This window comes from Streptomyces sp. NPDC015220, from assembly GCF_043079345.1.
Taxonomy (GTDB): Bacteria; Actinomycetota; Actinomycetes; order Streptomycetales; family Streptomycetaceae; genus Streptomyces.
This window is the reverse complement of the sequence record NZ_JBIBUK010000025.1, coordinates 27,418-53,508: the sequence shown is the minus strand read 5'-3', so window position 1 is coordinate 53,508 and position 26,091 is coordinate 27,418. Positions and strand designations below refer to the sequence as shown.

25 protein-coding genes and 7 tRNA genes are annotated in these 26,091 nt (G+C 72.6%); 21 read left to right on the top strand and 11 right to left on the bottom strand.

Annotated features, from left to right (window positions below):
* Positions 1–73: 73 nt before the first annotated feature.
* Positions 74–352, top strand: a complete 279-nt coding sequence (locus ACF061_RS32995; protein WP_392270676.1) for a zf-TFIIB domain-containing protein — start codon at positions 74–76, stop codon at positions 350–352.
* 61 nt (positions 353–413) lie between these two features.
* On the opposite strand, the gene ACF061_RS32990 is transcribed toward ACF061_RS32995, so the two are convergent.
* From ACF061_RS32990 to ACF061_RS32970, 5 genes are all read right to left on the bottom strand, one after another.
* A tRNA-Val gene (locus ACF061_RS32990) sits at positions 414–485 on the bottom strand.
* Between the two features lie 40 nt (positions 486–525).
* Positions 526–597 (bottom strand) — tRNA-Val (locus ACF061_RS32985).
* A 23-nt stretch (positions 598–620) separates the two neighbouring features.
* Positions 621–692 (bottom strand) — tRNA-Val (locus ACF061_RS32980).
* 1 nt (position 693) lies between these two features.
* Positions 694–767, bottom strand: a tRNA-Cys gene (locus ACF061_RS32975).
* Between the two features lie 38 nt (positions 768–805).
* Positions 806–878 (bottom strand) — tRNA-Gly (locus ACF061_RS32970).
* 189 nt (positions 879–1,067) lie between these two features.
* Here ACF061_RS32970 and ACF061_RS32965 point away from each other — a divergent pair.
* From ACF061_RS32965 to ACF061_RS32955, 3 genes are all read left to right on the top strand, one after another.
* Entirely contained in the window at positions 1,068–2,111 is a 1,044-nt protein-coding gene (locus ACF061_RS32965) for a chorismate-binding protein (protein WP_392270675.1), read from the top strand.
* Positions 2,112–2,247: 136 nt separating this feature from the next.
* Positions 2,248–3,069: an aminotransferase class IV gene (locus tag ACF061_RS32960; RefSeq protein ID WP_392270674.1), complete on the top strand. Its 822-nt coding sequence runs from the start codon at positions 2,248–2,250 to the stop codon at positions 3,067–3,069.
* 55 nt (positions 3,070–3,124) lie between these two features.
* A complete protein-coding gene (locus ACF061_RS32955; protein WP_392270673.1) occupies positions 3,125–3,949 on the top strand; it encodes a GNAT family N-acetyltransferase in 825 nt (274 codons plus the stop codon).
* Positions 3,950–3,970: 21 nt separating this feature from the next.
* On the opposite strand, the gene ACF061_RS32950 is transcribed toward ACF061_RS32955, so the two are convergent.
* Entirely contained in the window at positions 3,971–4,492 is a 522-nt protein-coding gene (locus ACF061_RS32950; RefSeq protein WP_392270672.1) for a DsbA family protein, read from the bottom strand.
* A gap of 451 nt (positions 4,493–4,943) precedes the next feature.
* On the opposite strand from ACF061_RS32950, the gene ACF061_RS32945 reads away from it, so the two are divergent.
* Entirely contained in the window at positions 4,944–5,396 is a 453-nt protein-coding gene (locus ACF061_RS32945) for a hypothetical protein (RefSeq protein WP_392270671.1), read from the top strand.
* A gap of 195 nt (positions 5,397–5,591) precedes the next feature.
* Positions 5,592–5,744: a hypothetical protein gene (locus tag ACF061_RS32940; RefSeq protein WP_392270670.1), complete on the top strand. Its 153-nt coding sequence runs from the start codon at positions 5,592–5,594 to the stop codon at positions 5,742–5,744.
* Between the two features lie 66 nt (positions 5,745–5,810).
* Here the strand turns inward: ACF061_RS32940 and ACF061_RS32935 are convergent, their stop codons facing one another.
* Entirely contained in the window at positions 5,811–6,371 is a 561-nt protein-coding gene (locus ACF061_RS32935) for a CGNR zinc finger domain-containing protein (protein WP_392270669.1), read from the bottom strand.
* A gap of 305 nt (positions 6,372–6,676) precedes the next feature.
* Positions 6,677–7,090 carry an SsgA family sporulation/cell division regulator gene (locus tag ACF061_RS32930; RefSeq protein ID WP_004002642.1) on the bottom strand — a complete coding sequence of 138 codons (414 nt, stop codon included), beginning with the start codon at positions 7,088–7,090 and terminating at the stop codon, positions 6,677–6,679.
* A gap of 190 nt (positions 7,091–7,280) precedes the next feature.
* Between ACF061_RS32930 and ACF061_RS32925 the strand changes: the two genes are divergently transcribed.
* The 4 genes from ACF061_RS32925 to ACF061_RS32910 all read left to right on the top strand — a co-directional run bounded on the left by ACF061_RS32925 (position 7,281) and on the right by ACF061_RS32910 (position 9,561).
* Positions 7,281–7,754, top strand: a complete 474-nt coding sequence (locus tag ACF061_RS32925) for a TIGR02611 family protein (protein WP_392270668.1) — start codon at positions 7,281–7,283, stop codon at positions 7,752–7,754.
* A gap of 88 nt (positions 7,755–7,842) precedes the next feature.
* Positions 7,843–7,914: transfer RNA gene (locus ACF061_RS32920), tRNA-Val, on the top strand.
* Between the two features lie 1,089 nt (positions 7,915–9,003).
* A complete protein-coding gene (locus ACF061_RS32915) occupies positions 9,004–9,450 on the top strand; it encodes an SRPBCC family protein (RefSeq protein ID WP_392270667.1) in 447 nt (148 codons plus the stop codon).
* A 39-nt stretch (positions 9,451–9,489) separates the two neighbouring features.
* Positions 9,490–9,561, top strand: a tRNA-Val gene (locus ACF061_RS32910).
* Positions 9,562–9,714: 153 nt separating this feature from the next.
* On the opposite strand, the gene ACF061_RS32905 is transcribed toward ACF061_RS32910, so the two are convergent.
* Complete coding sequence (locus tag ACF061_RS32905) at positions 9,715–10,443, bottom strand: 3'-5' exonuclease (protein WP_392270666.1); 729 nt, start codon at positions 10,441–10,443, stop codon at positions 9,715–9,717.
* A 180-nt stretch (positions 10,444–10,623) separates the two neighbouring features.
* On the opposite strand from ACF061_RS32905, the gene ACF061_RS32900 reads away from it, so the two are divergent.
* From ACF061_RS32900 to ACF061_RS32885, 4 genes are all read left to right on the top strand, one after another.
* Positions 10,624–11,190 (top strand): DUF4365 domain-containing protein, encoded by a 567-nt coding sequence (locus ACF061_RS32900; RefSeq protein ID WP_392270665.1) that lies wholly within the window; start codon positions 10,624–10,626, stop codon positions 11,188–11,190.
* The gene (locus tag ACF061_RS32895; protein WP_392270664.1) at positions 11,187–12,440 is read left to right on the top strand and encodes a hypothetical protein; all 1,254 of its coding nucleotides are present in this window, start codon (positions 11,187–11,189) and stop codon (positions 12,438–12,440) included. The genes ACF061_RS32900 and ACF061_RS32895 overlap by 4 nt, the downstream gene beginning before the upstream one ends.
* 94 nt (positions 12,441–12,534) lie before the next feature.
* Complete coding sequence (gene thrS, locus ACF061_RS32890; RefSeq protein WP_392270663.1) at positions 12,535–14,511, top strand: threonine--tRNA ligase; 1,977 nt, start codon at positions 12,535–12,537, stop codon at positions 14,509–14,511.
* A gap of 89 nt (positions 14,512–14,600) precedes the next feature.
* A complete protein-coding gene (locus ACF061_RS32885) occupies positions 14,601–15,158 on the top strand; it encodes an HIT family protein (RefSeq protein ID WP_392270662.1) in 558 nt (185 codons plus the stop codon).
* A gap of 22 nt (positions 15,159–15,180) precedes the next feature.
* Here the strand turns inward: ACF061_RS32885 and ACF061_RS32880 are convergent, their stop codons facing one another.
* Together ACF061_RS32880 and ACF061_RS32875 are read right to left on the bottom strand one after the other, a co-directional pair.
* Positions 15,181–16,836, bottom strand: coding sequence for a hypothetical protein (locus ACF061_RS32880; protein ID WP_392270661.1), 1,656 nt, complete (start codon positions 16,834–16,836; stop codon positions 15,181–15,183).
* A gap of 193 nt (positions 16,837–17,029) precedes the next feature.
* Entirely contained in the window at positions 17,030–19,228 is a 2,199-nt protein-coding gene (locus tag ACF061_RS32875) for an elongation factor G-like protein EF-G2 (RefSeq protein ID WP_392270660.1), read from the bottom strand.
* Positions 19,229–19,560: 332 nt separating this feature from the next.
* Here ACF061_RS32875 and pgsA point away from each other — a divergent pair, with 332 nt between their 5' ends.
* From pgsA to ACF061_RS32840, 7 genes are all read left to right on the top strand, one after another.
* Positions 19,561–20,292 (top strand): phosphatidylinositol phosphate synthase, encoded by a 732-nt coding sequence (pgsA, locus tag ACF061_RS32870; RefSeq protein ID WP_392270659.1) that lies wholly within the window; start codon positions 19,561–19,563, stop codon positions 20,290–20,292.
* On the top strand, positions 20,289–21,206 hold the full coding sequence (locus ACF061_RS32865; RefSeq protein ID WP_392270658.1) for a phosphatidylinositol mannoside acyltransferase: 918 nt from the start codon (positions 20,289–20,291) through the stop codon (positions 21,204–21,206). Before pgsA ends, ACF061_RS32865 begins: the two co-directional genes overlap by 4 nt.
* Complete coding sequence (locus ACF061_RS32860) at positions 21,203–22,366, top strand: glycosyltransferase family 4 protein (RefSeq protein WP_392270657.1); 1,164 nt, start codon at positions 21,203–21,205, stop codon at positions 22,364–22,366. The genes ACF061_RS32865 and ACF061_RS32860 overlap by 4 nt, the downstream gene beginning before the upstream one ends.
* 57 nt (positions 22,367–22,423) lie before the next feature.
* A complete protein-coding gene (locus ACF061_RS32855) occupies positions 22,424–22,963 on the top strand; it encodes a hypothetical protein (RefSeq protein ID WP_392270656.1) in 540 nt (179 codons plus the stop codon).
* 622 nt (positions 22,964–23,585) lie between these two features.
* Positions 23,586–24,500, top strand: a complete 915-nt coding sequence (gene pdxS / locus ACF061_RS32850; RefSeq protein ID WP_392270655.1) for a pyridoxal 5'-phosphate synthase lyase subunit PdxS — start codon at positions 23,586–23,588, stop codon at positions 24,498–24,500.
* Between the two features lie 8 nt (positions 24,501–24,508).
* Positions 24,509–25,120: a pyridoxal 5'-phosphate synthase glutaminase subunit PdxT gene (pdxT, locus tag ACF061_RS32845; RefSeq protein WP_392270654.1), complete on the top strand. Its 612-nt coding sequence runs from the start codon at positions 24,509–24,511 to the stop codon at positions 25,118–25,120.
* A gap of 79 nt (positions 25,121–25,199) precedes the next feature.
* A complete protein-coding gene (locus ACF061_RS32840; protein ID WP_392270653.1) occupies positions 25,200–25,952 on the top strand; it encodes a YebC/PmpR family DNA-binding transcriptional regulator in 753 nt (250 codons plus the stop codon).
* The last annotated feature ends 139 nt before the right edge of the window (positions 25,953–26,091 follow it).

Genomic DNA, 26,091 nt, shown 5'->3' with positions numbered 1-26,091 from the left:
CCGACCGCGGGCGGACGGAGTCCGTCCTGACGGTGCCCGAAGCAGAACCCACCGGCGAGGAGTTGAGCCGAGCATGCAGTGTCCGAAGTGCCATGCGCCGATGCACACCTACAACCGCAACGGCGTCCAGATCGAGCAGTGCAGCGGCTGCCGCGGCATCTTCCTCGACTACGGCGAGCTGGAGGCGCTGACCCGCCTCGAGGCCCAGTGGTCCCAGCCGGTGCCGCCCCCGCCCGCCCCGCAGGCCTACCCGGCGCCGCCCGCCCCCGCCTGGGGCGCGCCGTACGGCGGCCACCACGGGCACCACGGGCACCACCACAAGAGCTTCGGCCGCATGCTGTTCTCCAGCTGACCCGGCCGGGCCACGAGAGAAGCCCCCGGCCGTACGAGACGGCCGGGGGCTTCCTGGTGTGTGGACGATACTGGGATTGAACCAGTGACCTCTTCCGTGTCAGGGAAGCGCTCTCCCGCTGAGCTAATCGTCCTCGGGACCGTGATCGTACACCGACGATCACGGGCACTGCGTGCGCGATACTGGGATTGAACCAGTGACCTCTTCCGTGTCAGGGAAGCGCTCTCCCGCTGAGCTAATCGCGCGGGTGGAAGCCTCTCGGCTTCAGTGGACGATACTGGGATTGAACCAGTGACCTCTTCCGTGTCAGGGAAGCGCTCTCCCGCTGAGCTAATCGTCCTTGGAGGTGGAGACGGGATTTGAACCCGTGTAGACGGCTTTGCAGGCCGTTGCCTCGCCTCTCGGCCACTCCACCAGGAGTGCAGAGGACCCGGGAGGCCCTCTCTTCCTTCGAGCGGACGACGAGGCTCGAACTCGCGACCTCAACCTTGGCAAGGTTGCGCTCTACCAACTGAGCTACGTCCGCCTGTCGTTTCGGTCCGCTTCCGCGTCCCGGCGACGTGTTGAACTCTAGCGGATTCCCGGGCCAGTACAAAAACGCGTTTGCGCAGCGTGCTGCGGTGCGTCCCGGTGAGGACCCGGTCGGCCCCCCGGTCGGGCCCCCGGCAGGTCACGCGCGGGCCACCCGTGCGACACCCGCCCTAGACTCGACCATGTGCTCGACCTCCCTCCCCTCGCCCGCTTCGGCGACCGCGCGGCCATCGGACTGACCGACGTCACCAGCGATCCCGCGGCCCTCGACTCCAGTGGCTTCTGGGCCGTCGCCGCCGACTACGAGGGCCGGCTGACCTGCGCCCGCTTCCGGGACGTACGGGAGGAACCGGTGCCCGCCCCCGCGCCCGGCCGGTGGCGGGGCCCGGCCGCCGGCGATTGGACGTCGTCCCTGGACCGCGCCGCCTACACGGCCGGCGTCCGGCGTGTCCGCGAGCACATCGCGGCCGGCGAGGTCTACCAGGTGAACCTCTGCCGCGTCCTGTCCGCGCCCGTCGAGCCCGAGGCCGACGTGGACGCGCTGACCGCCGTGCTGGCCCGCGGCAACCCGGCGCCGTACGCCGGGACGATTCGGCTTCCGGAGCACGGCGTGGAGATCGCCACCGCCTCCCCGGAGCTCTTCCTGCGCCGGGCCGGCCGGAGCGTCGAGTCCGGGCCGATCAAGGGCACCGCCCGCACCGAGGCGGAGCTACTGGAGAAGGACCACGCCGAGAACGTGATGATCGTGGACCTGGTCCGCAACGACATCGGGCGGGTCTGCACCACCGGCAGCGTCACCGTCCCCGACCTGTGCGCCGTCGAGAAGCACCCCGGCCTGGTCCACCTGGTCTCCTCCGTCCGCGGCGAACTGCGGCCCGGCGCCGGCTGGCCGGAACTGCTGGCCGCCGCCTTCCCGGCCGGCTCGATCACCGGTGCCCCCAAGTCGAGCGCCCTGCGGATCATCGACGCACTGGAGACCGCGCCCCGCGGCCCCTACTGCGGTGGCATCGGCTGGGTCGACGCCGACCGGGGCGTGGGCGAGCTGGCCGTCGGCATCCGCACCTTCTGGATCGACCGGACGCCCGGCGGCGCGGCCGTGCTGAGGTTCGGCGCCGGCGCCGGCATCACCTGGGGCTCCGACCCCGAGGGGGAGTGGCGGGAGACCGAACTGAAGGCCGCCCGGCTGCTCGCGGTAGCGTCGGGGACGTACGCGGAGCCCGGGGAGTGATCCCCCCGGCGCCCTGCCCGCCCGGCGGGCACGGCGTCCGGCAGCGGCTCCGCCGCCGGCCGGCCCCTGGCCGGCGCGACGCACCACTCGGCGCGTCAGGTACGCAACAGGTACGGATCAGTGAGGCAGGCAACCAGTGAGGATCTGGCTCGACGGCGGGCTGCGGGACATCGAGTCCGCGCGCGTGTCCGTCCTCGACCACGGACTGACCGTGGGCGACGGCATCTTCGAGACGGTGAGGGCGACCGACGGCAAGCCGTTCGCGCTCACCCGCCATCTGGACCGGCTGACCCGGTCCGCGCGCGGGCTCGGGCTGCCCGACCCCGACCACGACGAGGTCCGCCGCGCCTGCGCCGCCGTCCTCGAGGCCAACCCGATGCCGCTGGGCCGGCTGCGCATCACCTACACCGGGGGCCACGGCCCGCTCGGCTCCGACCGGGGCGATCTCGGGCCGACGCTGGTGGTCGCCCTGGGCGAGGTCACCCGCCGTCCCGACTCCACCGCCGTCGTCACCGTCCCCTGGACCCGCAACGAGCGCGGCGCGCTCACCGGCCTGAAGACCACCTCGTACGCCGAGAACGTCGTCGCCCTCGCCCGGGCCCACCGGCAGGGCGCCTCCGAGGCCCTGTTCGCCAACACGGTCGGACAGCTCTGCGAGGGCACCGGGTCGAATGTGTTCGTCGTCCTGGACGGTGAGATCCACACCCCGCCGCTCGCCTCCGGCTGCCTCGCCGGCGTCACGCGGGCGCTCGCCGTCGAGTGGACCGGCGCCAAGGAGACCGACCTGCCGCTGGACGTGCTCGAGCGGGCCGAGGAGGTCTTCCTCACCTCCACCCTGCGCGACGTCCAGGCCGTTCACCGCGTCGACGACCGGGAACTGCCCGGCGCGGCGGGCCCGGTGACCGCCAAGGCCATGCGGATCTTCGGCGAACGCTCGGGCGACGACCTCGATCCGTGAGGAGGCCGCGCATAATCGGCTGCCTCCGTGCCCGGCAACGGGTAGAACACCTCTGATGACCACGACCCTGCGGCCCACCGAGCCGCTTCAGCACCACGCCGACGGGACCCGTTCACGCCGCTACCAGGTGTGCGTGAACAGCCGTCCCGTCGGGGTGATCCACCTCGGCACCTCGCCCGCCTTCGGCGACTCGGTCGCCCGCATCGTCCACCTGCGGATCGAGGAGCCCGACCGCCGGCGCGGCCGGGGCACCGTGGCCGCGCTCGCCGCCGAGGAGGTGGCCCGCGGCTGGGGCTGCGGGCAGATCGAGGCGGTCGTCCCGGCGGACGCGCCGGCGGCCCTGCGGCTGACCGAGACGCTCGGCTACGTCCACCGCAACCGCGGCATGGTGAAGCGGCTCGGCGCCCGCCCGCCCGGCCTGCCCGCGGGCAGCCGGGCACGCCCCATGACCCGGGCGGAGTTCGCGGCCTGGCAGGAGTACGAGAGCGAGCACTACGCGCGCACCTGGATCGAACGGGGCATGCCGGAGGCCGAGGCGTACGCCAAGGCCCGCCGCGACCACGAGCAACTCCTGCCCCAGGGCCTCGACACCGAGAACATGCTGTTCAGCGTCCTGGAGCACGAGGGCACGCGGGTGGGCACCCTGTGGGTGGCGCTGCGCGAGGACGACGCCTACGTGTTCGACGTCGAGACGGACGCCCCCCACCGCGGACGAGGGCACGGCCGCACGCTCATGCTGCTGGCCGAGTGCCAGGCGATCGCCGCCGGCCGGCGTGTCCTGGGACTCAACGTCTTCGCGGGCAACACCGTGGCCGAGCGGCTCTACGAGTCACTCGGCTACGAGAACCAGCGGTACGCCCTGTGCAAGTCCCTGCTGTAGGACGGCGGTGCCGCGGGCCGGTCAGGCGCCCTGGCCGGCCAGCAGCCGGTCCACGATCTCCTCGATGCGCTCGCGCAGCCCCTCCTGGCTCTTGCCGCCGTCCAGCCGTTCGCCGCCGACGACGTAGGTGGGCGTGCCGGTGACGCCGATCGCCTTGCCCTCGGCCTGGTCCGCGTCGACGACCAGGATGTGCCGGCCGTCGATGAGCGCGGTGTCGAACTCCTCCGCGTCCAGGCCCAGTTCACGGGCCACCTCGACGAGGAGGGGCTCGCCCCGGCGGTTCAGCTCCCCGACCCGGCCGAGCACCGCCTCGACGTAGGGCCACAGCCTGCCCTGCTCGGCGGCCTCCTCGGCGGCCTGCGCGGCGGCGAAGGAGTGCTTGTGCTTCTCCAGCGGGAAGTGCCGCAGGCGCAGCTCCAGCCGGTCGCCGTAACGGGCGCGCAGGACGCGCAGGTCGTCCAGCGCGGTACGGCAGTCGGGGCACTGGAGTTCGCACCAGACCTCGAGAACCGGGACGGCGGGTGCGGAGGAGGAGTCGCTCATGGGGCCAGTCTCCCAGGCCCGCCGTACAGGACCCAATCCACGTCACGGGACCCGGCACGCACCGACCGACGTGCTCCCGGGCGGGACGTGATGTGGGGCGGACGCCATCCCGGGCGGACGTGGTCCTGACAGGACGTGGGCGTGGGCGGGAGGCGTGGTCCCGACCGGACGTGGGCCCGGGCGGGAGGCGTGGTCCCGACCGGACGTGATCCCGGGCGGGACGTGACGCGGGCGGGGCGCGGCCCGGACCGGACGTCGACCGGGCCGTGAGGGTCGGGCCCGGCCGGGCGGGACGAGCGATGCGGGTCAGCCGGTGCGGGACCGGCACCTGCGGAGGAGGTGACCCGGAGATCTCCCTGATGTCGGCCGGGAGCGTGGCCTCCGGGGCGGCGGCCGGTGCAGGATGGATGGGACGAACTGTTCGACCGGCGAGTCCCGCCTGGAGGACCGGATGATTGCCGAGACCGTCTGTTCCGCCGTCTCCGCGGCCGGCCTGGGCATCGCCGCGGTCACGGCCTACCGGAAGCGCTTCCTCGCGGCGACCCGGATCGCCGCCTACTCCCTCGTTCCGGTCGGCCTGGTGATGACCGGAGTCGTCGGCTGGCTGGCCGACACCGCCTTCAGCCCCACGGCCTGGGCGGGCTTCGCCCTGCTCGGCTGCGCCTGGCTGCTCTTCGCGACGACCCGCGCGGTGGAGCGCCGCCGCGGCGGCACGCGCAAGGAGCGCAGGACGGCGGCCCGCGCCGCGGCACAGGACGCGACGACGGCTCCGACGGCGTCGGCGCCGTCCCTGGACCCCGCCGCCCGGCCCGCCGGGCGCCCCACCGCCCGCCCGGCGGCGAAGCCCCGCGGCGAGGACGACTTCGGCGACATCGAGGCGATCCTCAAGAAGCACGGCATCTGACGCACGGCCCGGACCGACGACCGACACGGGGGTGTCCGTCACGCCCCGGACCGACACGGGGTGTCCATCACGGCCCCGGAAGTGATCAACACCCGGGCCGAATCGAAACGAAGATCACGACAATTGGCGAACTCCCGGGCATTTCGTGCATGTTGATCGCGTCGACGGTGTCCGCTGCGTCATCATCACCGCGAAATGGTGGACACGACACAGAGCGAGGCCGCGCCGCCGAAGGACAAGCCGCGCGGATGCCTCTTCGCCCTCTCCCAGCCGCCCCTGATGATCTTCCTGGCGGTGATCGGGTGTCTGCTGCTCATGGCCGCGTTGCACGACCTGCTGTTGCTGTGAGCCGTACCCGTGGGTCCTCGGCGTCACCCGCCGGGGACCACGACACCTCTGGCCCGCGCCGGCCCGTCAGCCCGCCGCCTCCTTGCGCCGTGCCCGGTAGGCGGCCACGTGCAGCCGGTTGCCGCAGGTCCGGCTGTCGCAGTACCGGCGCGAGCGGTTGCGGGAGAGGTCGACGAAGGCCCGTCGGCAGTCGGGCGCCTCGCAGCGCCGCAGCCGCTCCTGCTCGCCGGCGACCACGAAGAAGGCGAGCGCCATGCCGCAGTCCGCCGCCAGGTGATCGGCCACGGAGGCGCCGGGGGCGAAGTAGTGCACGTGCCAGTCGTAGCCGTCGTGGTCCGTCAGTCTCGGCGTGGTGCCCGCGGCGGCGACCAGCTCGTTGATCATTCCGGCCGCCGTGCGGGGGTCCGGGGCCGCGAAGATCCCGGCGAACCGGCCGCGGATCCTGCGCACCGCCGACAGATCGAACTCCGAGAGCACCCCGACATCGCTCATCTTGTGGCTTCGCACGAAATCCGCGAGCGCGGGGACGTCCGCCAGGCCGTCCGGCGCCGCGTCGTCCTCCGGTGCGGTGTTCACCAGATCCACCACGGTGTCCAGCGCGCACCGGGTGTCGTGGGTGATCAGCACGTTTCGCTCCCTGGCCTGGGGATCGGGCACACGCCCGCCGATGCAGGCCGATGGTAGTGGTTCCGCCATCGCCCGGGCAGCGCGGAAGCACGCGCGTCGGCCACGGTGGACGCACCGGTGCTCCGGCCGCCCCCGAGGCGGCCGGCGGTCACCATGCGTCACCGTGGCCGACGGCGTGCGGGCACAGCGGCACCGGCCCCCCGCGGGGAACCGGCGCCGGTGCTTCCCTATGCGGTTGTCCTGGCCCGAGCCGTCTCCCCGAGTGGACGGCAACGGGCAGCTCGAAGGGCCTCGACGGCCTACCGCTAACTTTCCGCGAGGATGTGCGAGAGCTCCTGATCGAGATCGAAGTGCCGGTGTTCCGTGCCCGGGGGCACGGCGGCGTCCGTTCGCTTCAGGAAGGACTCCAGGGCCCGCGCCGGGGCCTCGAGGAGGGCCTCGCCCTCCGGGGAGCTCAGGGCGATGCACACGACGCCCTGACCATGGCTGCGCGACGGCCAGACACGGACGTCGCCGGTTCCAGTGGGACGGTGAAGCCCCTCGGCGAGGAGGTCGCGGGCGAACACCCACTCGACGGTTTCCTCGGCTCCGGTGTGGAAGGTGGCGTGCACGGCGTAGGGGTCGGCCGTGTCGTACCGCAGGCCTGCGGGGACAGGCAGGGAGGACTCGCTCGACACAACGAGGCGCAGGTGCAGCTCGCAGCTGACCGTGGTGTTCATAAGCGCCAGGGCCTTTCGCTCAGTGTGCGCTCGGGGATTCGCACGTCGGCGAAATCGACATGCCACCTACGGTGCCGTTGTAAACCCCTCTGAGTGTTTTGCCTGGCTTTACGTAACTCTTCCGGCCGAGAACCGGTTCGCGCGGTACGGCCATTCCGGTGACTGGTTTCTCTCCGGTAGGTTTGTCCGTATGAATACGGGGAGTGACGAGCCGCACGAGGTTGCCGTGGCGTCGGACGGAGCGAAGATGGAGGGGAACGCGGGAAATCCGGACGAGGAACGGGACCGGCGAGGACTGGGCTCGCGGGCGCCGGAATTCGTCCGGTCGCGGCGAGCGCTGCACCTGAGCTGGCAGGTCGGTGTCTTCGTCGTCGGACTCGCGGTCGTGGCCGCCGGCATCGTCATGCTGCCGCTGCCCGGTCCGGGCTGGGTGGTGATCTTCGGCGGCATGGCGATCTGGGCGACCGAATTCGTGTGGGCCCAGCTCGTGCTCCGCTGGACCAAGCGCAAGGTCACCGAGGCGGCCCAGCGGGCCCTCGACCCCAAGGTGCGCCGCCGCAACATCGTCCTCACGGTGACCGGCCTCGTGATCGTCGCGGCGCTGGTCGGAACCTACGTCTGGAAGTTCGGGCTCGTCCCGCCCTGGAACGTCAGGAACCAGTGATCAGGGCCCCGGGGGGCGGCTCCGGGCCGTCCAGCGGGACCCTGGTCCCGGGCACTGCCTGACATGCGGTAATGTTCTTCCTGCGCCCGGGCGATTAGCTCAGTGGGAGAGCGCTTCGTTCACACCGAAGAGGTCACTGGTTCGAACCCAGTATCGCCCACCCGGGACGGCGGCCCGTCTGCGATCACGCAGGCGGGCCGCCGTCGTATGCGCGCCCGGCCGCCCCGCCCTCCCGGGCGGCAGTCCGGCGACCGTCCGGCGGGAGAGCCCCGGCGCGCCCGGGCGCCCCGGCCCGCACGGGCCGGCGGCCCCGGGACGTGAGGGATCGCCGGGCACCTGGCGGGCGGCAGGGGGGCCGGTGAGCGGCCGCCCGCCCGCAGGCCCGCCAAGCGCCCTGCCCGTACGGGCCCCGGCGAGCGATCGGCCGGTCCACGCAGCGCGTATCCACCCCGTGCGTCTCCCCCCTGGAGCGTCTCCACACCGCACCGGCCCCGTGCGGCGCCCCGGCCGCCCCCGGCGGTCCACGCGGACCGGACCGGGCCGCCCCCGTCGAACCGCACGGCGGCCTCGCCCGGGAACCGGTCCGGACGCCGGACCGAGAGGGGTCCGCCCGGCCGTCGCCGGACACCCCCGTCGAGGATTCCCATCGAGAATTCCCGTCCGTGTCGTCCGGCGCCCCGACCCCTCCGGACCACGCGGGCGAATGCGCGAAACGATTCACGACAATGGGCGACGCCGAGCGGAGGAAGCGACTGCGGCGCGGCGGGGACTCCGAGAGGCGGACGGTCCCGACGCCGGCCGGTGCTCCGGCGGCCCCGCCCGGGCCGGGCGCGACGACCCGCCGCGGCGGCGAAAGGGACCGCACGGAATGGATGGTGACGCCCCGTTACTCCAGCGGTGCGCGCAACGCGCCCAGAGGGTCGGTCGGGCCGTCGTGCTCTTCGGGAAGAAATATCCGAAGACCAAGGTACGGACGGGCTCTCAGGTGTACCGGTCTTTCCGTGAGGAGTTTCCGGAAGCGGGCCTTCGGCGGAAATCCCTTCTCCGCTTTCCAAAAGGCCGTCACCTTTCCTCGGAAATACGACAAGAGGGGCGAGGCGCACTCGGTCCCGGTCGCGGATCGGCGCGGACGATCCGGGGCCGGGGGCTTCCACGCCGGTTCGCCCGGGCCAGCCGGGCCGACGGCAGGCCTTCCCCGACGCCTGGAAAGGCTTCACGGGTCCGCCGCCCCTGGGCAGACTGGACGGTCATGGACTGGACCCACTACCGCTTCCGCAGTCTGTGGAGGCTGACGGCGCCGCCCGCCGCCGTCCACGCCGCGCTGGAACGGATCGAGGACTACCCCAGGTGGTGGCGGCAGGTACGCGAGGTCCGGCGGGCCGACCAGGCCGCCGGGACCCTCCGGATCCGCTCCCTGCTGCCGTACGATCTGGTCCTCGCCGTGCGGGAGACGCGCCGGGACCGGGCGGCCGGGATCCTGGAGGTCGCGGTGTCCGGCGACATGGACGGCTGGGCCCGTTGGACGCTCACCCCGCACGGCGCGGGCACGCTCGCCCGTTACGACCAGGCCGTCGACGTGAGCAAACCGCTGCTCAGGCACTTCGCCGTGCCGGGGCGGCCGGTCTTCCGGCTGAACCACCGGCTGATGATGCGCTCCGGGCGCCGCGGTCTGGCGGCCCACCTGGAAGCGGTTTGAAGGAAGCCCGTCGGGACCTGTATTGTTCACTGCGTTCCCGGGCGATTAGCTCAGCGGGAGAGCGCTTCGTTCACACCGAAGAGGTCACTGGTTCGAACCCAGTATCGCCCACGATCGCGAGAGCGACGCGGATCCGCCGACTGTGCGGAGCCGCGTCGCTCTCTGCGTGTCCCACGCGGCATCGGCGCGCGAAGCCGGGGCGCCGCCACCCGCACCCCGTCCCCCGCACCCCGGCTCCCGGGCCGTCGTCGGCCGCGGCGGACCTCACGCCGCTGCCGGGAACTCCGGGCGCAGGGGCCAGGACGGGTCCACGGTCTCCTCCGTGCCGCTGCGCGCGAACCACGCCTGCAGGCCGCGGGCCTGGGCCGCGTGCCATCCCGTCTGGAGGCTGTGCAGTTCGGCGGGGGACAGCCGGTCCAGACGGGTCGCGAAGCGGCGGCCGACGGCACGGACGACCTCCAGCGCGGCCAGCGCGTCCGCCGCCGCGTCGTGCGCGTCCGCGAGGACCACCTCGTAGTGGGCGCACAGGTCGGTCAGGGTGCGGCGGCCCTTGCGGTAGCGGTCCAGGTGCTTGTCCAGGACCCGCGGATCCAGCACCCGCAGCGGCGTCGCCTCGAACCAGCGCTCCAGCGAGGAGGCCCGGTGCCGGCGCAACTCCCGGTCCAGGAGCGTCAGGTCGAACGGTGCGTTCATCACCACGAGCGGGCGGCCCATCGCGGCCTGCTCCGCCAGTTCCTCGGCTATCTCGTACATCACGGGGGCCGGCCAGCGCCCGGTGCGCTGCAACTGGTCCTCCGTCAGCCCGTGCACCGCCGTCGCCGCCTCCGGCACCGGAACACCGGGGTTCACCAGCCAGCGGGCCACCCGCGGCCGCGAACCCGGGGCGTCCTGCACGACGACGGCGGCCGACACGATGCGGTCGGTCTCGACGTCGACGCCCGTGGTCTCGGTGTCGAAGGCGGCCAGCGGCCCCTCGTACCAGCAGCTCGTCATGTCGACCACAACTCCTCGTTCGCCCAGGGCACCTGACGCGCCGTCCCTGCCCGATTCGGTGATACCCGGGCTGTTTGCGCCGTACGCCGGAAGGAGACAACAGGAGTACGGGTCTTTGCAGTTCACCGGCCCGCGGCGGGAATCTCCCGGCAAGTCACTCGGTGTGGGGAGCTGTTGGCCATGGCGGTTGCGCAGCCCGAGCGGGGCGGGCTGCTGCCCGAGCGTGCGGGCCCCCCGCGCGGCACCCTCGCCGTCACCGCCTGCATGGAGACACTGCAGGTGGGCTATCTGCACGCGGTCGCGGCGGCGGCGGGCTGCTCGCTGTCCCAGCCCTTTCCGGACAACGGCATCGACTGGCACGTCAGCCACAGCGCGCCCGGGCACACGGTCGACGACGAGGTGACCATCAAGGTGCAGCTGAAGTGCACCTACCAGATACCGCCCGACCCGCCGGGCCGGTTCTTCTCCTTCACCCTCGACAACGCCCACCTGGCGAAGCTCGCCCGCACCCCGGTCTCGGTGCACAGGATCCTCGTCGTGATGATCGTGCCCCGCTCCCAGGAGCAGTGGCTGCGGGCCGGACACGACCGGCTCGACCTCAGGCACTGCTGCTACTGGATCAACCTCGCCGGCCACCCGATCACCGGCCGGCACCGCACCACCGTGCGGATACCGACCTCGCGCATCTTCGACGACCGGGCCCTGTGCGAGATCATGACGCGGGTCGGGACGGGAGGCAGACCATGACGCACCGCCCCCTCGGCGAACCGGCCCACCGCCCCCTCGGCGAACCGCTCCGGCAGGTCCGGCCGCACCCCGTCGACGTCCCCTGGAGCCGCCCGCCGCTCCCCGCCGACGTCGACCCGGCCGTGCTCGGCGCCCTGCTGCGCCGGCACGGCTGGCAGCGCCGAGGCGGCGCGGCGGGGCGCTACGGCCGCTGGACCCCGCCCGGCCCCGCAGGCCCCGCGACCAGCCTGCTGGTACCCGAGAGCCGCGCCTTCCCCGACAGCGACGACCTGCTCGGCGAGGCGCTCGACGCCCTCGCCCGCAGTGGCACGTCCGCCGCCCGCGAAGTGCTGGTCGCGCTCGCCGTGCCCAGCGACGAGATCCACTGGTGGCGGGACGTGCCGGGCGGGCCGGCCGGCACCGGGTCCTGGACGGCCGAGGAGCGGCTGCGCTCCGCCGCCCGGCAGACGCTGCTCGCCGCCGCGCTCGCCACCCGCGCGCGGGCCGGCTACCACGGCGCCCGGCACCGGCGCTCGGCCGCCGCCTTTCTGGAGCACGTCCTGGTCGGCTCCGCCGCCGGCGGGTGCGGCCTGAGCGCCCTCGTGCCGGTCGCCTCCGGCCGGCCGCTCGCCGTACGCCTCCACCAGTCCCTGTACGCCGTGCGCGAGGCCGTCGACTACCGGCGGGCCACCGGCGCCATGGACGCCTTCGACGGCGCCGTCCGGGCCGGCGCCAGCCGGGAGCTCACCGAGGCCCTGGTGGCACTCGTGCGCGGCACCGAGGGCGCCCGGATCGCGGTCGACTGGGCGCCCGCCGCCGGTGTCCCCGCCGACTGCGCCGCCGGGGCCGTCGAGTTCTCGCCCGGCGACCTGCCGGTGCTGCGCGAGGCGGGCGCCCGCTACCTGCGCGCCGAGCCGTCCGTGCCCGCGCGGATCACCGGCGCCGTGGTCCGTATGCGCAGGGCGCAGCCGCACGGCGAGGGCACGGTGCGGCTGCGGGTGATCTCGGGCGCCGAGGTGCCGTACGTCCGCGTGGCCCTGGACGAGGAGGACTACCGGACCGCGGGGCACGCCCACCTCGTCGGCCTGCCGGTGCGGGTGCTCGGCCGGCTGGAGAGCCGCGGCGGTTTCCGCCGGCTGACGGGAGCCTGCGAGGTCGCACCCGTGCGGGTGGACGACGAGGAACGGGACCGTCTGATGAAGTGGCTGCGGGAGGAGCCGGGAGACCCGGACTTCTTCGGCCGGGAGTGTCCGGGGGAGGACCGACGGTAACCGTTTCGCGGTCGGCGGGCCGAGGTCGGTACGATCCCGTCATGCGCGCGCTCCCGGTATGGCGCCGCAGCCCACCTGCAGTCAGGAGAGACCGGTGTCAGACGTCCGTGTGATCATCCAACGCGATTCCGAGCGGGAAGAGCGCACGGTGACGACGGGCACTACGGCCGCCGACCTCTTCGCCGGCGAGCGCTCGATCGTCGCCGCGCGCGTCGGCGGCGAGCTCAAGGACCTCGCCCACGAGGTCCGGGACGGCGAGATCGTCGAAGGTGTCGAGATCACCTCCGAGGACGGCCTGAACATCCTGCGCCACTCCACCGCGCACGTGATGGCGCAGGCCGTGCAGGAGCTGTTCCCCGAGGCCAAGCTGGGCATCGGCCCGCCGGTCAGGGACGGCTTCTACTACGACTTCGACGTCGACAGGCCCTTCCACCCCGATGACCTCAAGGCCATCGAGAAGAAGATGCAGGAGATCCAGAAGCGGGGGCAGAAGTTCTCCCGCCGGGTGGTCACCGACGAGCAGGCCCGCGAGGAACTGGCCGACGAGCCCTACAAGCTGGAACTGATCGGCCTCAAGGGCTCCGCGTCGCACGACGACGGCGCGGACGTCGAGGTCGGCGCCGGCGAGCTGACGATCTACGACAACCTGGACGCCAAGACCGGCGAGCTGTGCTGGAAGGACCTCTGCCGCGGTCCCCACCTGCCCTCGACCCGCCTCATCCCGGCGTTCAAGCTGATGCGCAACGCGGCCGCCTACTGGCGCGGCAGCGAGAAGAACCCGATGCTCCAGCGCATCTACGGCACCGCCTGGCCCTCCAAGGACGAGCTGAAGCAGTACCTCGACTTCCTCGCCGAGGCGGAGAAGCGCGACCACCGCAAGCTGGGCAACGAGCTGGACCTGTTCTCCATCTCCGACCAGATCGGCTCCGGCCTCGCCGTCTTCCACCCCAAGGGCGGCATCGTCCGCCGGGTCATGGAGGACTACTCGCGCCGCCGCCACGAGGAGGAGGGCTACGAGTTCGTCTACACCCCGCACGCCACCAAGGGGAAGCTCTTCGAGACCTCGGGCCACCTGGACTGGTACGCCGACGGCATGTACCCGCCCATGCAGCTCGACGAGGGCGTGGACTACTACCTCAAGCCCATGAACTGCCCGATGCACAACCTGATCTTCGACGCGCGCGGCCGGTCCTACCGCGAACTGCCGCTGCGCCTGTTCGAGTTCGGGACCGTGTACCGGTACGAGAAGTCGGGCGTCGTGCACGGCCTGACCCGCTCGCGCGGCTTCACGCAGGACGACGCGCACATCTACTGCACCCGCGAGCAGATGGCCGAGGAGCTCGACAAGACGCTCACCTTCGTCCTGAACCTGCTGCGCGACTACGGCCTGACCGACTTCTACCTGGAGCTGTCCACCAAGGACCCGGAGAAGTTCGTCGGCTCCGACGAGGTCTGGGAGGAGGCCACCGAGACCCTGCGCCAGGTCGGCGAGAAGCAGGGCCTGGAGCTCGTCCCGGACCCGGGCGGCGCGGCCTTCTACGGCCCGAAGATCTCCGTGCAGGTCAAGGACGCGATCGGCCGCACCTGGCAGATGTCGACGGTCCAGCTCGACTTCAACCTGCCGGAGCGCTTCAACCTGGAGTACACCGCCGCCGACGGCTCCAAGCAGCGGCCGGTCATGATCCACCGTGCGCTGTTCGGCTCCATCGAGCGGTTCTTCGCCGTGCTGCTGGAGCACTACGCGGGCGCGTTCCCGGCGTGGCTGGCCCCGGTCCAGGCGATCGGCATCCCGATCGGCGACGCGCACGTGGAGTACCTCCAGAAGTTCGCCGCCGAGGCGAAGAAGCAGCGCCTGCGGGTGGAGGTCGACTCCTCCTCCGACCGGATGCAGAAGAAGATCCGCAACGCGCAGAAGCAGAAGGTGCCCTTCATGGTCATCGCCGGCGACGAGGACATGGCGAACAACGCCGTCTCCTTCCGCTACCGCGACGGCTCCCAGGAGAACGGCATCCCGTTCGACGAGGCCATCGCGAAGATCGCGAAGGTCGTCGAGGAGCGCACGCAGGTCTGAGCTCCCACGGCGGCCGTACGGCAGCGGGCAGGGCCCCCGGTGATCTTCGGGCACCGGGGGCCCTGCCCTGTGCCCGGGCCCGAAGCCATATGCTGACTGGCATGACGAGTGAGCCGGAGCAGCAGATCGGAGTGGGGACGCAGGACGCGTTCCAGCGCCTGTGGACGCCCCATCGGATGGCCTACATCCAGGGCGAGAACAAGCCGACCGGCCCAGGGGCCGGCGACGGCTGCCCCTTCTGCGCGATCCCGGCCAAGTCGGACGAGGACGGCCTGATCGTCAAGCGGGGCGAGCAGGTGTACGCGGTGCTCAACCTCTACCCGTACAACGGCGGCCACCTGATGACCGTGCCGTACCGGCACGTCGCCGACTACACCGACCTCACCGCCGCGGAGACCGCCGAGCTGGGGGAGCTGACCAAGCAGGCCATGCGGGCGCTGCGCGCGGCCTCCGGCGCGCAGGGCTTCAACATCGGCATGAACCAGGGCTCGGTCGCGGGCGCGGGCATCGCCGCCCACCTGCACCAGCACATCGTGCCCCGCTGGGGCGGCGACACGAACTTCATGCCGGTGGTCGGCCACACCCGGGTGCTGCCCCAGCTGCTGGCCGACACCCGGAAGATGCTCGCGGAGGCCTGGCCGGCGTGACGGCACGGCCGGGCGCGCCGCTTCACGCGTCGTAGACGTCGGCCTTCTTCGGCGTCACTTCCTGCACCCCGCCGCTCAGGCCCGCCGAGCGGGCGCCGAACTTCTCCACGTTCACGCCGTTCTCCTTGAGCGTCTTCAGCGCCGCCGCGTGCACCACCCGCAGCACCGGCGTGGCGGCGCGCAGCGCGTCGTCGGCCATGAAGCGGTGCCGCCAGGGCTGGTCGGCCCAGGAGTGCCTGAGGCCGAACGGCTCGGGCAGGCCGAGGCTGCCGCCGAGCCAGTTCAGCAGCGGCGGATACCAGGTCAGGGGTGCGCGAGCGGCCAGCCGCACCACCTCGTCGGGGTCGATCAGGGGCAGCTTCACCTTGCGGGTCTCCCAGAACCTGAACGCCTTCTGCACCTCCTTCTCCTTGGCCGCGGGCTTCTCGTTGAACAGGGGGTTGACCGGGCCCAGGGCGTGACCGGTGACCTCGATGCGCAGTGTGTCGTGCAGCACCGTCACCGTGATGAGCATGGTGATCACCAGGTGGCCGTCCCACAGGGTCCACTGCACGCCGAGGTAGTGCCGGTCGCCGCTGCCGAACTGCTGCTTGTTGCAGATGTCCTGTATGGCGTGCGTCTTGACCGTGTACGCGTCCACGTCGGTGCCGGAGGGCCGGGAGACCTCCTTGGCGTTCTCCCCGATCGGCGTGACGATCCAGTGCGTGATCGACGGCTTGGGGAAGCCCCCGGTGTTGATGGGCGTGCGCTCCAGCATCGCCAGCCCGCCCTGGATCGCGGTGATCACGTCCCAGCTGCGGAACGGATGGAAGTCCTTGCCCGGTGTGTCCGAGACCAGATCCTCGGCCAGTTGCCAGCTGCCCCACCGGGTGCCCATGCCGAGTATGCCCTTGGGCCCGGCGTAGAAGACCGAGTTGGATCGCTGCTCGGCGCCGAGCCGGGCGAGTTCCTTGCGGACCTGCTCGGCCGCGTCACCGGGGTTGCCGGGCACCGCCTCGGGGATCTTCGCCCCGACGCCGCCGCCGGACAGCAGGCCCTCCCAGCGTTCCCTGAGGTCCCGCGCGGTGCGCTCGCAGATCTGCTTGGCCCAGAACCAGCCGATCACCGGCATGACGATCGCGGCCCGCGAGTACCACGCCCAGAAGCCGTGGAACGGCATCTTGACCAGGAAGAGCACGGCGAGCGCGGCCATGGCGACCAGCAGGGCCGTGCCCATGGCGCCGGCCCGCTTGTCCTCACGCTTGCTCACGGTGGTGCGCAGCGTGAACACCAGCAGCCACACCAGCAGGCCGGGCAGGAAGAGCACCCCGCACAGCACCGTGACGGCGCTGAGCCAGTTGTCGCGTTCCCGGCGGATGCGGTGGGCCGCCAGGCAGTGCTCCACGACGACCTGGGGCTCCAGTCCGAAGGACTGGATGAGCGGCTTGCGTCCGGCGCCCAGCATGCGGTCGATCACCGCGCGGGCGTACGCCTCACCGAACTTGGGGCGGAAGATCTTCGCCCACGGGCGCGGTGACGTGACGGTGGACTGGTGCCACTCGTTGTCGGCGTCCTTGATCTTGGTCACTTCATCGTCCCGGTAGGCGGCCGCGGCCAGCGCGTTCGTCGCCGCCGTCTGTCCCGCCGAGCCCGACAGGGGCACCTGCGCCCCTGGACTGAAATCGAATCCGTCCGTCACTGCCGCCCCCACTGCCGCCGCCTCTGCTCCTGCGGCCTTCCCGACTTCCCTGCCCCGCACACCTGTTGATCAGGTCATCAGCGTATCCGCCGCCGCCGACGTGCGGAGGTGGACGGCCGAAGCCGCCCACCTTTTCGGAGCGAGGTGTTCCGCGCCCTTGCGTGACCGCCCTGTTGTGCGCCGGGCGCGTCAACTACGACGCCTCGCGCTCCTGTTGCCGGACCCGGTCGGCGACCTGCGGCGGCATCGGCTCGTGCCGGACGTAGCGGCGGTCGAAGCGGGCGGTGCCGTGCGACAGGGACCGCAGGTCCACCGCGTACCGGCCGATCTCGATCTCGGGCACCTCGGCCCGGACCAGCGTGCGGCCGCCGGCCACCTGCTCGGTGCCCACCACCCGGCCGCGCCGCCCGGACAGATCGCTCATCACGGCGCCCACGTAGTCGTCGCCGACCAGCACGGTCACCTCGGCCACCGGTTCCAGCAGGTGGATCCTCGCGTCGGCCGCGGCCTCCCGCAGCGCCAGCGCGCCCGCCGTCTGGAACGCGGCGTCGGAGGAGTCCACCGAGTGCGCCTTGCCGTCCAGGAGCGTGATCCGCACGTCGATCAGCGGGTGGCCGGCGGCGACTCCCCTGGCGGCCTGGGCCCGTACGCCCTTCTCCACCGAGGGGATGAACTGCCGGGGCACCGCTCCGCCGACCACCTTGTCGACGAACTCGATGCCCGAGCCGCCCGGCAGCGGCTCCACCTCGATCTCGCAGATGGCGTACTGCCCGTGCCCGCCGGACTGCTTGACGTGCCGGCCGCGCCCCGCCGATTTGTCGGCGAACGTCTCCCGCAGGGGGACCAGGTGCGGCACCACGTCGACCTGGACGCCGTACCGGCTGCGCAGCCGCTCCAGTGCGACGTCGGCGTGGGCCTCGCCCAGGCACCACAGCACCACCTGGTGGGTGTCCTGGTTCTGCTCCAGCCGCATCGTCGGGTCCTCCGCGACCAGCCGGGACAGGCCCTGGGACAGCTTGTCCTCGTCCGCCTTGCTGTGCGCCTGGATGGCCAGCGGCAGCAGCGGGTCGGGCATCTCCCACGGGGCCATCAGCAGCGGGTCGTCCTTGGCGGAGAGCGTGTCGCCGGTCTCGGCACGGGTGAGCTTGGCCACGGAGACCAGATCGCCGGCGACGGCGTGCGTCACCGGGCGCTGCTGCTTGCCGAACGGGGTGGACAGCGCGCCGACGCGCTCGTCGACGTCGTGGTCCTCGTGGCCGCGGTCGGTCAGTCCGTGCCCGGAGACGTGCACCGTCTCGTCGGGGCGCAGGGCGCCGGAGAACACCCGGACCAGGGAGACCCGGCCGACGTAGGGGTCGGAGGAGGTCTTGACGACCTCGGCGACCAGCGGCCCGTCCGGGTCGCACGCCGTGAGCCCGCGCGGCTTGCCGTCGACCGTGGTGACGCCGGGCGTCTCCCGCTCCAGGGGGGTCGGGAAGCCGCGGACGACCAGGTCGAGCAACTCGACCGTGCCGATGCCCTGCCTCGCGCCGTCGGCCGCCGGGGCGGCGGCCAGCACCGGGAAGAAGGAGCCGCGCGCGACGGCCCGCTCCAGGTCGCCGACGAGCGTGTCGAGGTCCACCTGCTCACCGCCGAGATAGTGGTCCATGAGCGTCTCGTCCTCGCTCTCGGCGATGATCCCCTCGATCAGCCGGTTGCGCGCCTCCTCCATCTCCGGCAGCTCGTCCTCGCCCGGCTCGGACTCCTTGCGCTCGCCGGTCGAGTAGTCGAACAGCTTCCGTGTCAGCAGTCCGACCAGACCGGTCACGGGCGCGTGCCCGTCGGGGCCCTCGGGGCCGTGCAGGGGCAGGTAGAGCGGCAGCACCGCGTCGGGGTCGTCCGCGCCGAACGCCTCGGCGCACACCCGTGTCATCTCCTCGTAGTCCGCGCGCGCGGACTCCAGGTGGGTGATCACGATGGCCCGCGGCATGCCGACGGCGGCGCACTCCTCCCACACCATGCGGGTCGAGCCGTCCACGCCGTCGGAGGCCGAGACGACGAAGAGGGCCGCGTCCGCCGCCCGCAGACCGGCCCTGAGCTCCCCGACGAAGTCCGCGTAGCCGGGGGTGTCCAGCAAGTTGATCTTGATGCCCTCCCACTCGACGGGCACCAGGGAGAGCTGCACCGAGCGCTGCTGTCGGTGCTCGATCTCGTCGTAGTCGGAGACGCAGCCGCCGTCCTCCACGCGGCCCGCCCGGTTCACCGCTCCCGCGGTCAGCGCGAGAGCCTCCACCAAGGTCGTCTTGCCCGATCCGGAGTGGCCGACCAGCACCACATTCCGTATGGACGCGGGATGGTCGGCCGCCACTGCCCTGCCGGCGGCTCCGGGGTGTGTGTGCGCCTTGTCGCCCATGGTCCTGCCTCCCGTTGACGGTGAGGTCGCTGTGGGCGCGGACACGCGGCACCGCGTGCACTGGCGGCTCCTGCGACGCCCGCGGTCCTTCGAGCTTTCCACTCCCGTCACGATGCGTCCATACGAAGGACCCCGGGGCGTCCGGCCCCGTTCACCGACCGCGTCCGCGCACCGTCGCCCGACGCCGCCCGCGGCGCCGGCCGGCGGCCGGCGCCGACCCTCCCGGCGGGCGCCGCGGCCCGGCGGGAACGAGTGCCGAGGACGCCCGGAGCCGCTGCCGCCGGCCCGGGCCGCGGGTGCCCGGACGTCGCGCACGCGCACGCGTGGCTACGATGGGCCAGCCGGGGACCACCAGGGGCCGCCCGGCGACACCGACCGTCGGGAAGGCCATGCTGAACAAGTACGCGCGTGCATTCTTCACGCGTGTCCTCACACCGTTCGCCGCGTTTCTCATCCGCCGGGGCGTGAGTCCCGACACGGTCACGCTCATCGGCACCGCCGGAGTGGTCGCGGGCGCACTGGTCTTCTACCCCCGGGGAGAGTTCTTCTGGGGCACGGTCGTGATCACGCTGTTCGTGTTCTCCGACCTCGTCGACGGCAACATGGCCCGCCAGCTCGGCCGCTCCAGCCGCTGGGGCGCCTTCCTGGACTCCACCCTCGACCGGGTGGCCGACGGCGCCATCTTCGGCGGCTTCGCCCTGTGGTACGCGGGCAACGGCGACGACAACCTGCTGTGCGCCGTGTCGATCTTCTGTCTGGCCAGCGGCCAGGTGGTGTCGTACACCAAGGCGCGCGGCGAGTCGATCGGGCTGCCGGTCGCCGTCAACGGGCTGGTCGAACGCGCCGAGCGACTGGTGATCTCGCTGGTCGCGGCCGGGTTCGCGGGCCTGCACAAGTTCGGTGTGCCAGGTATCCAGTACCTGCTGCCGGTCGCCCTGTGGATCGTCGCCGTCGGCAGCCTGGTCACGCTCGTCCAGCGCGTCGTCACCGTGCGCCGCGAATCGGCGGAGGCGGAGGCGGAGGCCGCCCGGCAGGAGAACCAGGGGAGCGGGGCGGCGACGTGAGCGCCCAGGAGCGTCTCACCGACGCCCTCTACGGGCTGGCCTGGAGCACGGTCAGGAAACTCCCCGAGCCCGCCGCCGTGCGCCTCGGCCGCACCATCGCCGACCTCGCCTGGCAGCGGCGCGGCAAGGGCGTGCGGCGGCTGGAGCGCAACTACGCGCGCGTGGTGCCCGACGCGTCCCCCGAGCGGCTGGCCGAGCTGTCCCGCGCGGGCATGCGGTCCTACCTGCGCTACTGGATGGAGTCCTTCCGGCTCCCCGCCTGGAGCCCCGAGCGGGTCCGCGCCGGCTTCACCCCCAAGGACGTGCACCACCTGACCGACGGCCTCGCCTCCGACCGGGGCGTCGTCCTCGCCCTGCCCCACCTCGCCAACTGGGACCTGGCCGGCGCCTGGGTCACCACCGAGCTCCGGACGCCGTTCACCACGGTCGCCGAGCGCTTGAAGCCGGAGACGCTCTACGACCGGTTCGTCGCCTACCGCCAGGGCCTGGGCATGGAGGTCCTGCCGCACAGCGGCGGCTCCGCCTTCGGCACGCTGGCCCGGCGGCTGCGCGAGGGCGGCCTGGTCTGCCTGGTCGCCGACCGCGACCTGTCCGCCTCCGGCGTCGAGGTGGAGTTCTTCGGCGCGACGGCGCGCATGCCGGCCGGCCCCGCCCTGCTCGCCCAGCAGACCGGCGCCCTGCTGCTCCCCGTCACCCTCTGGTACGACGACTCGCCCGTCATGCAGGGCCGCGTCCACGCCCCGGTCGAGGTGCCCGAGACCGGTACGAAGGTGGAGCGGACCTCCGTGATGACACAGGCGCTGGCCGACGCCTTCGCCACGGGGATCGCCGACCACCCGGAGGACTGGCACATGCTCCAGCGGCTGTGGCTGGAGGACCTGGAGCCCCGGCCCGGGGACGAGGAGCCCGCGTGAGGATCGGCATCGTCTGCCCCTACTCCTGGGACGTCCCCGGGGGCGTCCAGTTCCACATCCGAGACCTGGCGGAGTACTTCACCGGCCTGGGCCACGAGGTGTCCGTCCTCGCCCCCGCCGACGACGACACCCCGCTGCCGCCGTACGTCGTCTCGGCCGGCCGCGCGGTCCCGGTCCCGTACAACGGCTCGGTGGCCCGGCTGAACTTCGGCTTCCTGTCGGCGGCCCGGGTGCGGCGCTGGCTGCACGAGGGCGGGTTCGACGTGATCCACATCCACGAGCCGACCTCGCCGTCGCTGGGCCTGCTCGCCTGCTGGGCGGCACAGGGCCCGATCGTCGCCACCTTCCACACCTCCAACCCGCGCTCCCGGGCGATGGTCGCCGCGTACGCCATCCTCCAGGCGGCCCTGGAGAAGATCAGCGCCCGGATCGCGGTCAGCGAGTACGCCCGGCGCACCCTCGTCGAACACCTGGGCGGCGACGCGGTGGTCATCCCCAACGGCGTGGACGTCGACTTCTTCGCCCGGGCCGAGCCCCGGCCCGAGTGGCAGGGCGAGACGATCGGCTTCATGGGACGCATCGACGAGCCCCGCAAGGGCCTGCCGGTGCTCATGGGAGCCCTGCCGAAGATCCTCGCCGCCCGCCCGCGGGCCCGGCTGCTGGTCGCCGGCCGCGGCGACGAGGAGGAGGCCGTGGCGAGCCTGCCGAAGGAGCTGCGCTCGCGGGTGGAGTTCCTCGGCATGATCAGCGACGAGGACAAGGCGCGCTTCCTGCGCAGCGTGGACCTCTACGTGGCGCCGAACACCGGCGGCGAGAGCTTCGGCATCATCCTGGTCGAGGCCATGTCCGCCGGCGCTCCGGTGCTCGCCTCCGACCTGGACGCCTTCGCGCAGGTGCTCGACCAGGGCAAGGCGGGCGAACTGTTCGCCAACGAGGACGCGGACGCGCTCGCCGACGCGGCCGTGCGCCTGCTCGCCGACCCCGCCCGCCGCACCGAACTGCGTCGGCGCGGCAGCGCCCACGTGCGCCGCTTCGACTGGTCGACCGTCGGCGCGGACATCCTGTCCGTGTACGAGACCGTGACGGCCGGAGCGGCGGCCGTCGCCGCCGACGACCGTGCCACCGGCCTGCGGGCGCGCCTGGGACTGGCCCGCGACTGACCCCGGCGGGCCGCCTGGGGGCCGGCGCCCCGAGCCGCCCCGGTAGCCTTGCCGCCCGTGATCGCAACGCTCATCTGGATCCTCGTCGCGCTCGTCGCCGTCGGCCTGTACCTGAGCTGGACGGCGGGACGGCTGGACCGGCTGCACGCCCGGATCGACGCCGCCCGCGCCGCGCTCGACGCCCAGCTGCTGCGCCGCGCCTCCGTGGCCCAGGAACTGGCCACCTCCGGGGTGCTCGACCCGGCCGCCTCGATCGTGCTGTACGAGGCCGCGCACGCCGCCCGGCAGTCCGAGGAGGACCAGCGCGAGGTCGCCGAGAGCGAGCTGAGCCAGGCGTTGCGGGCGGTGTTCGCCGAGGCGCAGCAGGTGGAGGCGGTCCGCGAGGCGCCCGGGGGAGAGGCGGCGGCGCGCGAGCTGACCGAGGCCGTGCGGCGGGTGCCGATGGCCCGACGCTTCCACAACGACGCCGTGGGCGCGGTCCGCAGACTGCGCGAGCACCGCAAGGTGCGCTGGTTCCGGCTGGCCGGCCATGCCCCGTTCCCCATGGCCTTCGAGATGGACGACGAGCCGCCGACGGCCCTGGTGGACCGGGGCTAGGGTCCCGCGTCCGAATCCGGCCGGATCTCGGGTGCGCCCTCGCGGGCAGTGCGCCCCCGGGGGAGCACGGCCGGGGCCCCGCCCGCGGGCCGCCGCGAACGTGCGCCGCTCGGCGCCGTCGACTCGGTGCGCGGGCAGCCGGCCCCCGCCACCGGACGCGGCTCGCGGCTCGCGGCCCGTGCCCGGCCGCGCGGGCGACGTGGTCCGCACCGTCGCCGGGGCAGCGGACATCGCCGTGGTGCCGCGGGAGCCGTGGAAACGCGGCTGCGCGGCCACACCACGCCGACCGCGCGCCGGCTGTTCCTCGCCGCGGACGCCTCGCACGCCGCGCACCGCGGCCCGGTCCGCGCCGCACGGGGGTCCCGGAACCCGTGACGCCGGGCCCGTCCGGCGCCGGTCGGCGGCGCACCGGTGCCGGACCGGTTCCGGCGCGCGGGCGAGGGCACGGGCGAGGACGGCGGACGGCGGACGGCGGACGGAGGCGGGGGAGGAGAGCCGGGAGGAGAGGGAGGGGCGACGGAAAAGGATCCACCGGGTGGCCATTGGCCCTTGCCGTGGACTGGTCCATTCGCGTTTCCTCGTCCTGCATCAACCGCCTCTTTTCCATCGAGTGAGGTCACCCGTGTCCACCACGCTTTCCGAGTCCGCCCAGACCCCCGAGACCGGCACCGCCCGGGTGAAGCGCGGCATGGCCGAGCAGCTCAAGGGCGGCGTGATCATGGACGTCGTCACGCCGGAGCAGGCGAAGATCGCCGAGGACGCGGGCGCCGTCGCCGTCATGGCCCTGGAGAGGGTCCCCGCCGACATCCGCAAGGACGGCGGCGTGGCCCGCATGTCCGACCCGGACATGATCGAGGGCATCATCGACGCCGTCTCCATCCCGGTCATGGCCAAGTCCCGCATCGGTCACTTCGTCGAGGCCCAGGTCCTGCAGTCGCTCGGCGTCGACTACATCGACGAGTCCGAGGTGCTCACCCCGGCCGACGAGGTCAACCACTCCGACAAGTGGGCCTTCACCACCCCCTTCGTCTGCGGCGCCACCAACCTCGGCGAGGCCCTGCGCCGCATCGCCGAGGGCGCCGCGATGATCCGCTCCAAGGGCGAGGCCGGCACCGGCAACGTCGTCGAGGCCGTGCGCCACCTGCGCCAGATCAAGAACGAGATCGCCAAGCTGCGCGGCTTCGACAACCACGAGCTGTACGCCGCCGCCAAGGAGCTGCGCGCCCCGTACGAGCTGGTGAAGGAGGTCGCCGAGCTCGGCAAGCTCCCGGTGGTCCTGTTCTCGGCCGGCGGTGTGGCCACCCCGGCCGACGCCGCGCTGATGCGCCAGCTCGGCGCCGAGGGCGTCTTCGTCGGCTCCGGCATCTTCAAGTCCGGCGACCCGGCCAAGCGCGCCGCCGCCATCGTCAAGGCGACCACCTTCTACGACGACCCGAAGATCATCGCGGAAGCGTCCCGCAACCTCGGCGAGGCCATGGTCGGCATCAACTGCGACACCCTCCCCGAGACCGAGCGCTACGCCAACCGCGGCTGGTAATCGCCCTCATGAGCAACGAAGCCCCTGTCATCGGCGTCCTGGCCCTCCAGGGCGACGTACGGGAGCACCTCATCGCCCTGGCCGCGGCCGACGCCGTGGCCAGGCCGGTGCGGCGCCCCGAGGAACTCGCCGAGGTCGACGGCATCGTCCTGCCCGGCGGCGAGTCCACCACCATCTCCAAGCTCGCCGTCCTCTTCGGCGTGATGGACCCCCTGCGCGCCCGTGTGCGGGACGGCATGCCCGTCTACGGCACCTGCGCGGGCATGATCATGCTCGCCGACAAGATCCTCGACCCGCGCTCGGGCCAGGAGACCATCGGCGGCATCGACATGATCGTGCGCCGCAACGCCTTCGGCCGGCAGAACGAGTCCTTCGAGGCCGCCGTGGACGTGGCGGGCGTTCCGGGCCATCCTGTGGAGGGCGTCTTCATCCGCGCCCCCTGGGTGGAGTCCGTCGGCGCCGGGGTCGAGGTGCTCGCCGAGCACGACGGCCACATCGTCGCGGTCCGCCAGGGCAACGCGCTGGCCACGTCGTTCCACCCGGAACTGACCGGGGACCACCGTGTTCACTCCCTGTTCGTCGACATGGTGCGCGCGAACCGGGCGGCGGAGTCCTTGTAGGATCTCCGGGGGTACCTCCCGGCTGCTTTCGGCCCGGGGGCGTTCGTACAGGATGGGTTTACGCGAAGGAGACAGGCAGATGTCCGGCCACTCTAAATGGGCCACGACGAAGCACAAGAAGGCCGTCATCGATGCCAAGCGCGGCAAGCTCTTCGCGAAGCTGATCAAGAACATCGAGGTCGCGGCTCGCATGGGCGGCGTCGACCTGGACGGCAACCCGACGCTCTACGACGCGGTGCAGAAGGCCAAGAAGCAGTCGGTGCCCAACAAGAACATCGACTCGGCCATCAAGCGCGGCGGCGGCCTGGAGGCCGGCGGCGCCGACTACGAGACCATCATGTACGAGGGTTACGGGCCGAACGGCGTCGCGGTGCTCATCGAGTGCCTCACCGACAACCGCAACCGCGCCGCCTCCGACGTCCGCGTCGCCATGACCCGCAACGGCGGCTCCATGGCCGACCCGGGCTCGGTGTCGTACCTCTTCAACCGCAAGGGCGTCGTGATCGTCCCCAAGGGCGAGCTGGCCGAGGACGACGTCCTGGCCGCCGTCCTGGACGCCGGCGCCGAGGAGGTCAACGACCTCGGCGAGAACTTCGAGGTGCTCAGCGAGGCCACCGACCTGGTCGCGGTCCGCACCGCCCTCCAGGACGCCGGCATCGACTACGACTCCGCCGACGCCAACTTCGTCCCGACCATGCAGGTCGAGCTGGACGAGGAAGGCGCCAGGAAGATCTTCAAGCTGATCGACGCGCTCGAGGACAGCGACGACGTGCAGAACGTCTTCGCGAACTTCGACGTCAGCGACGACGTCATGGAGAAGGTCGAGGCGTAAGCGCTGCGCGCGCACGGCGATCGGCGGGGGGGGGGGGGGGCCCCCCCCCCCCCCCCCCCCCCCGGGGGGGGGGGCCCCCCCCCCCCCCCCGAAAACCCCGCGACGGGGGGCGGCGGGGGCGGGGGGGGGGGGGGGGGCG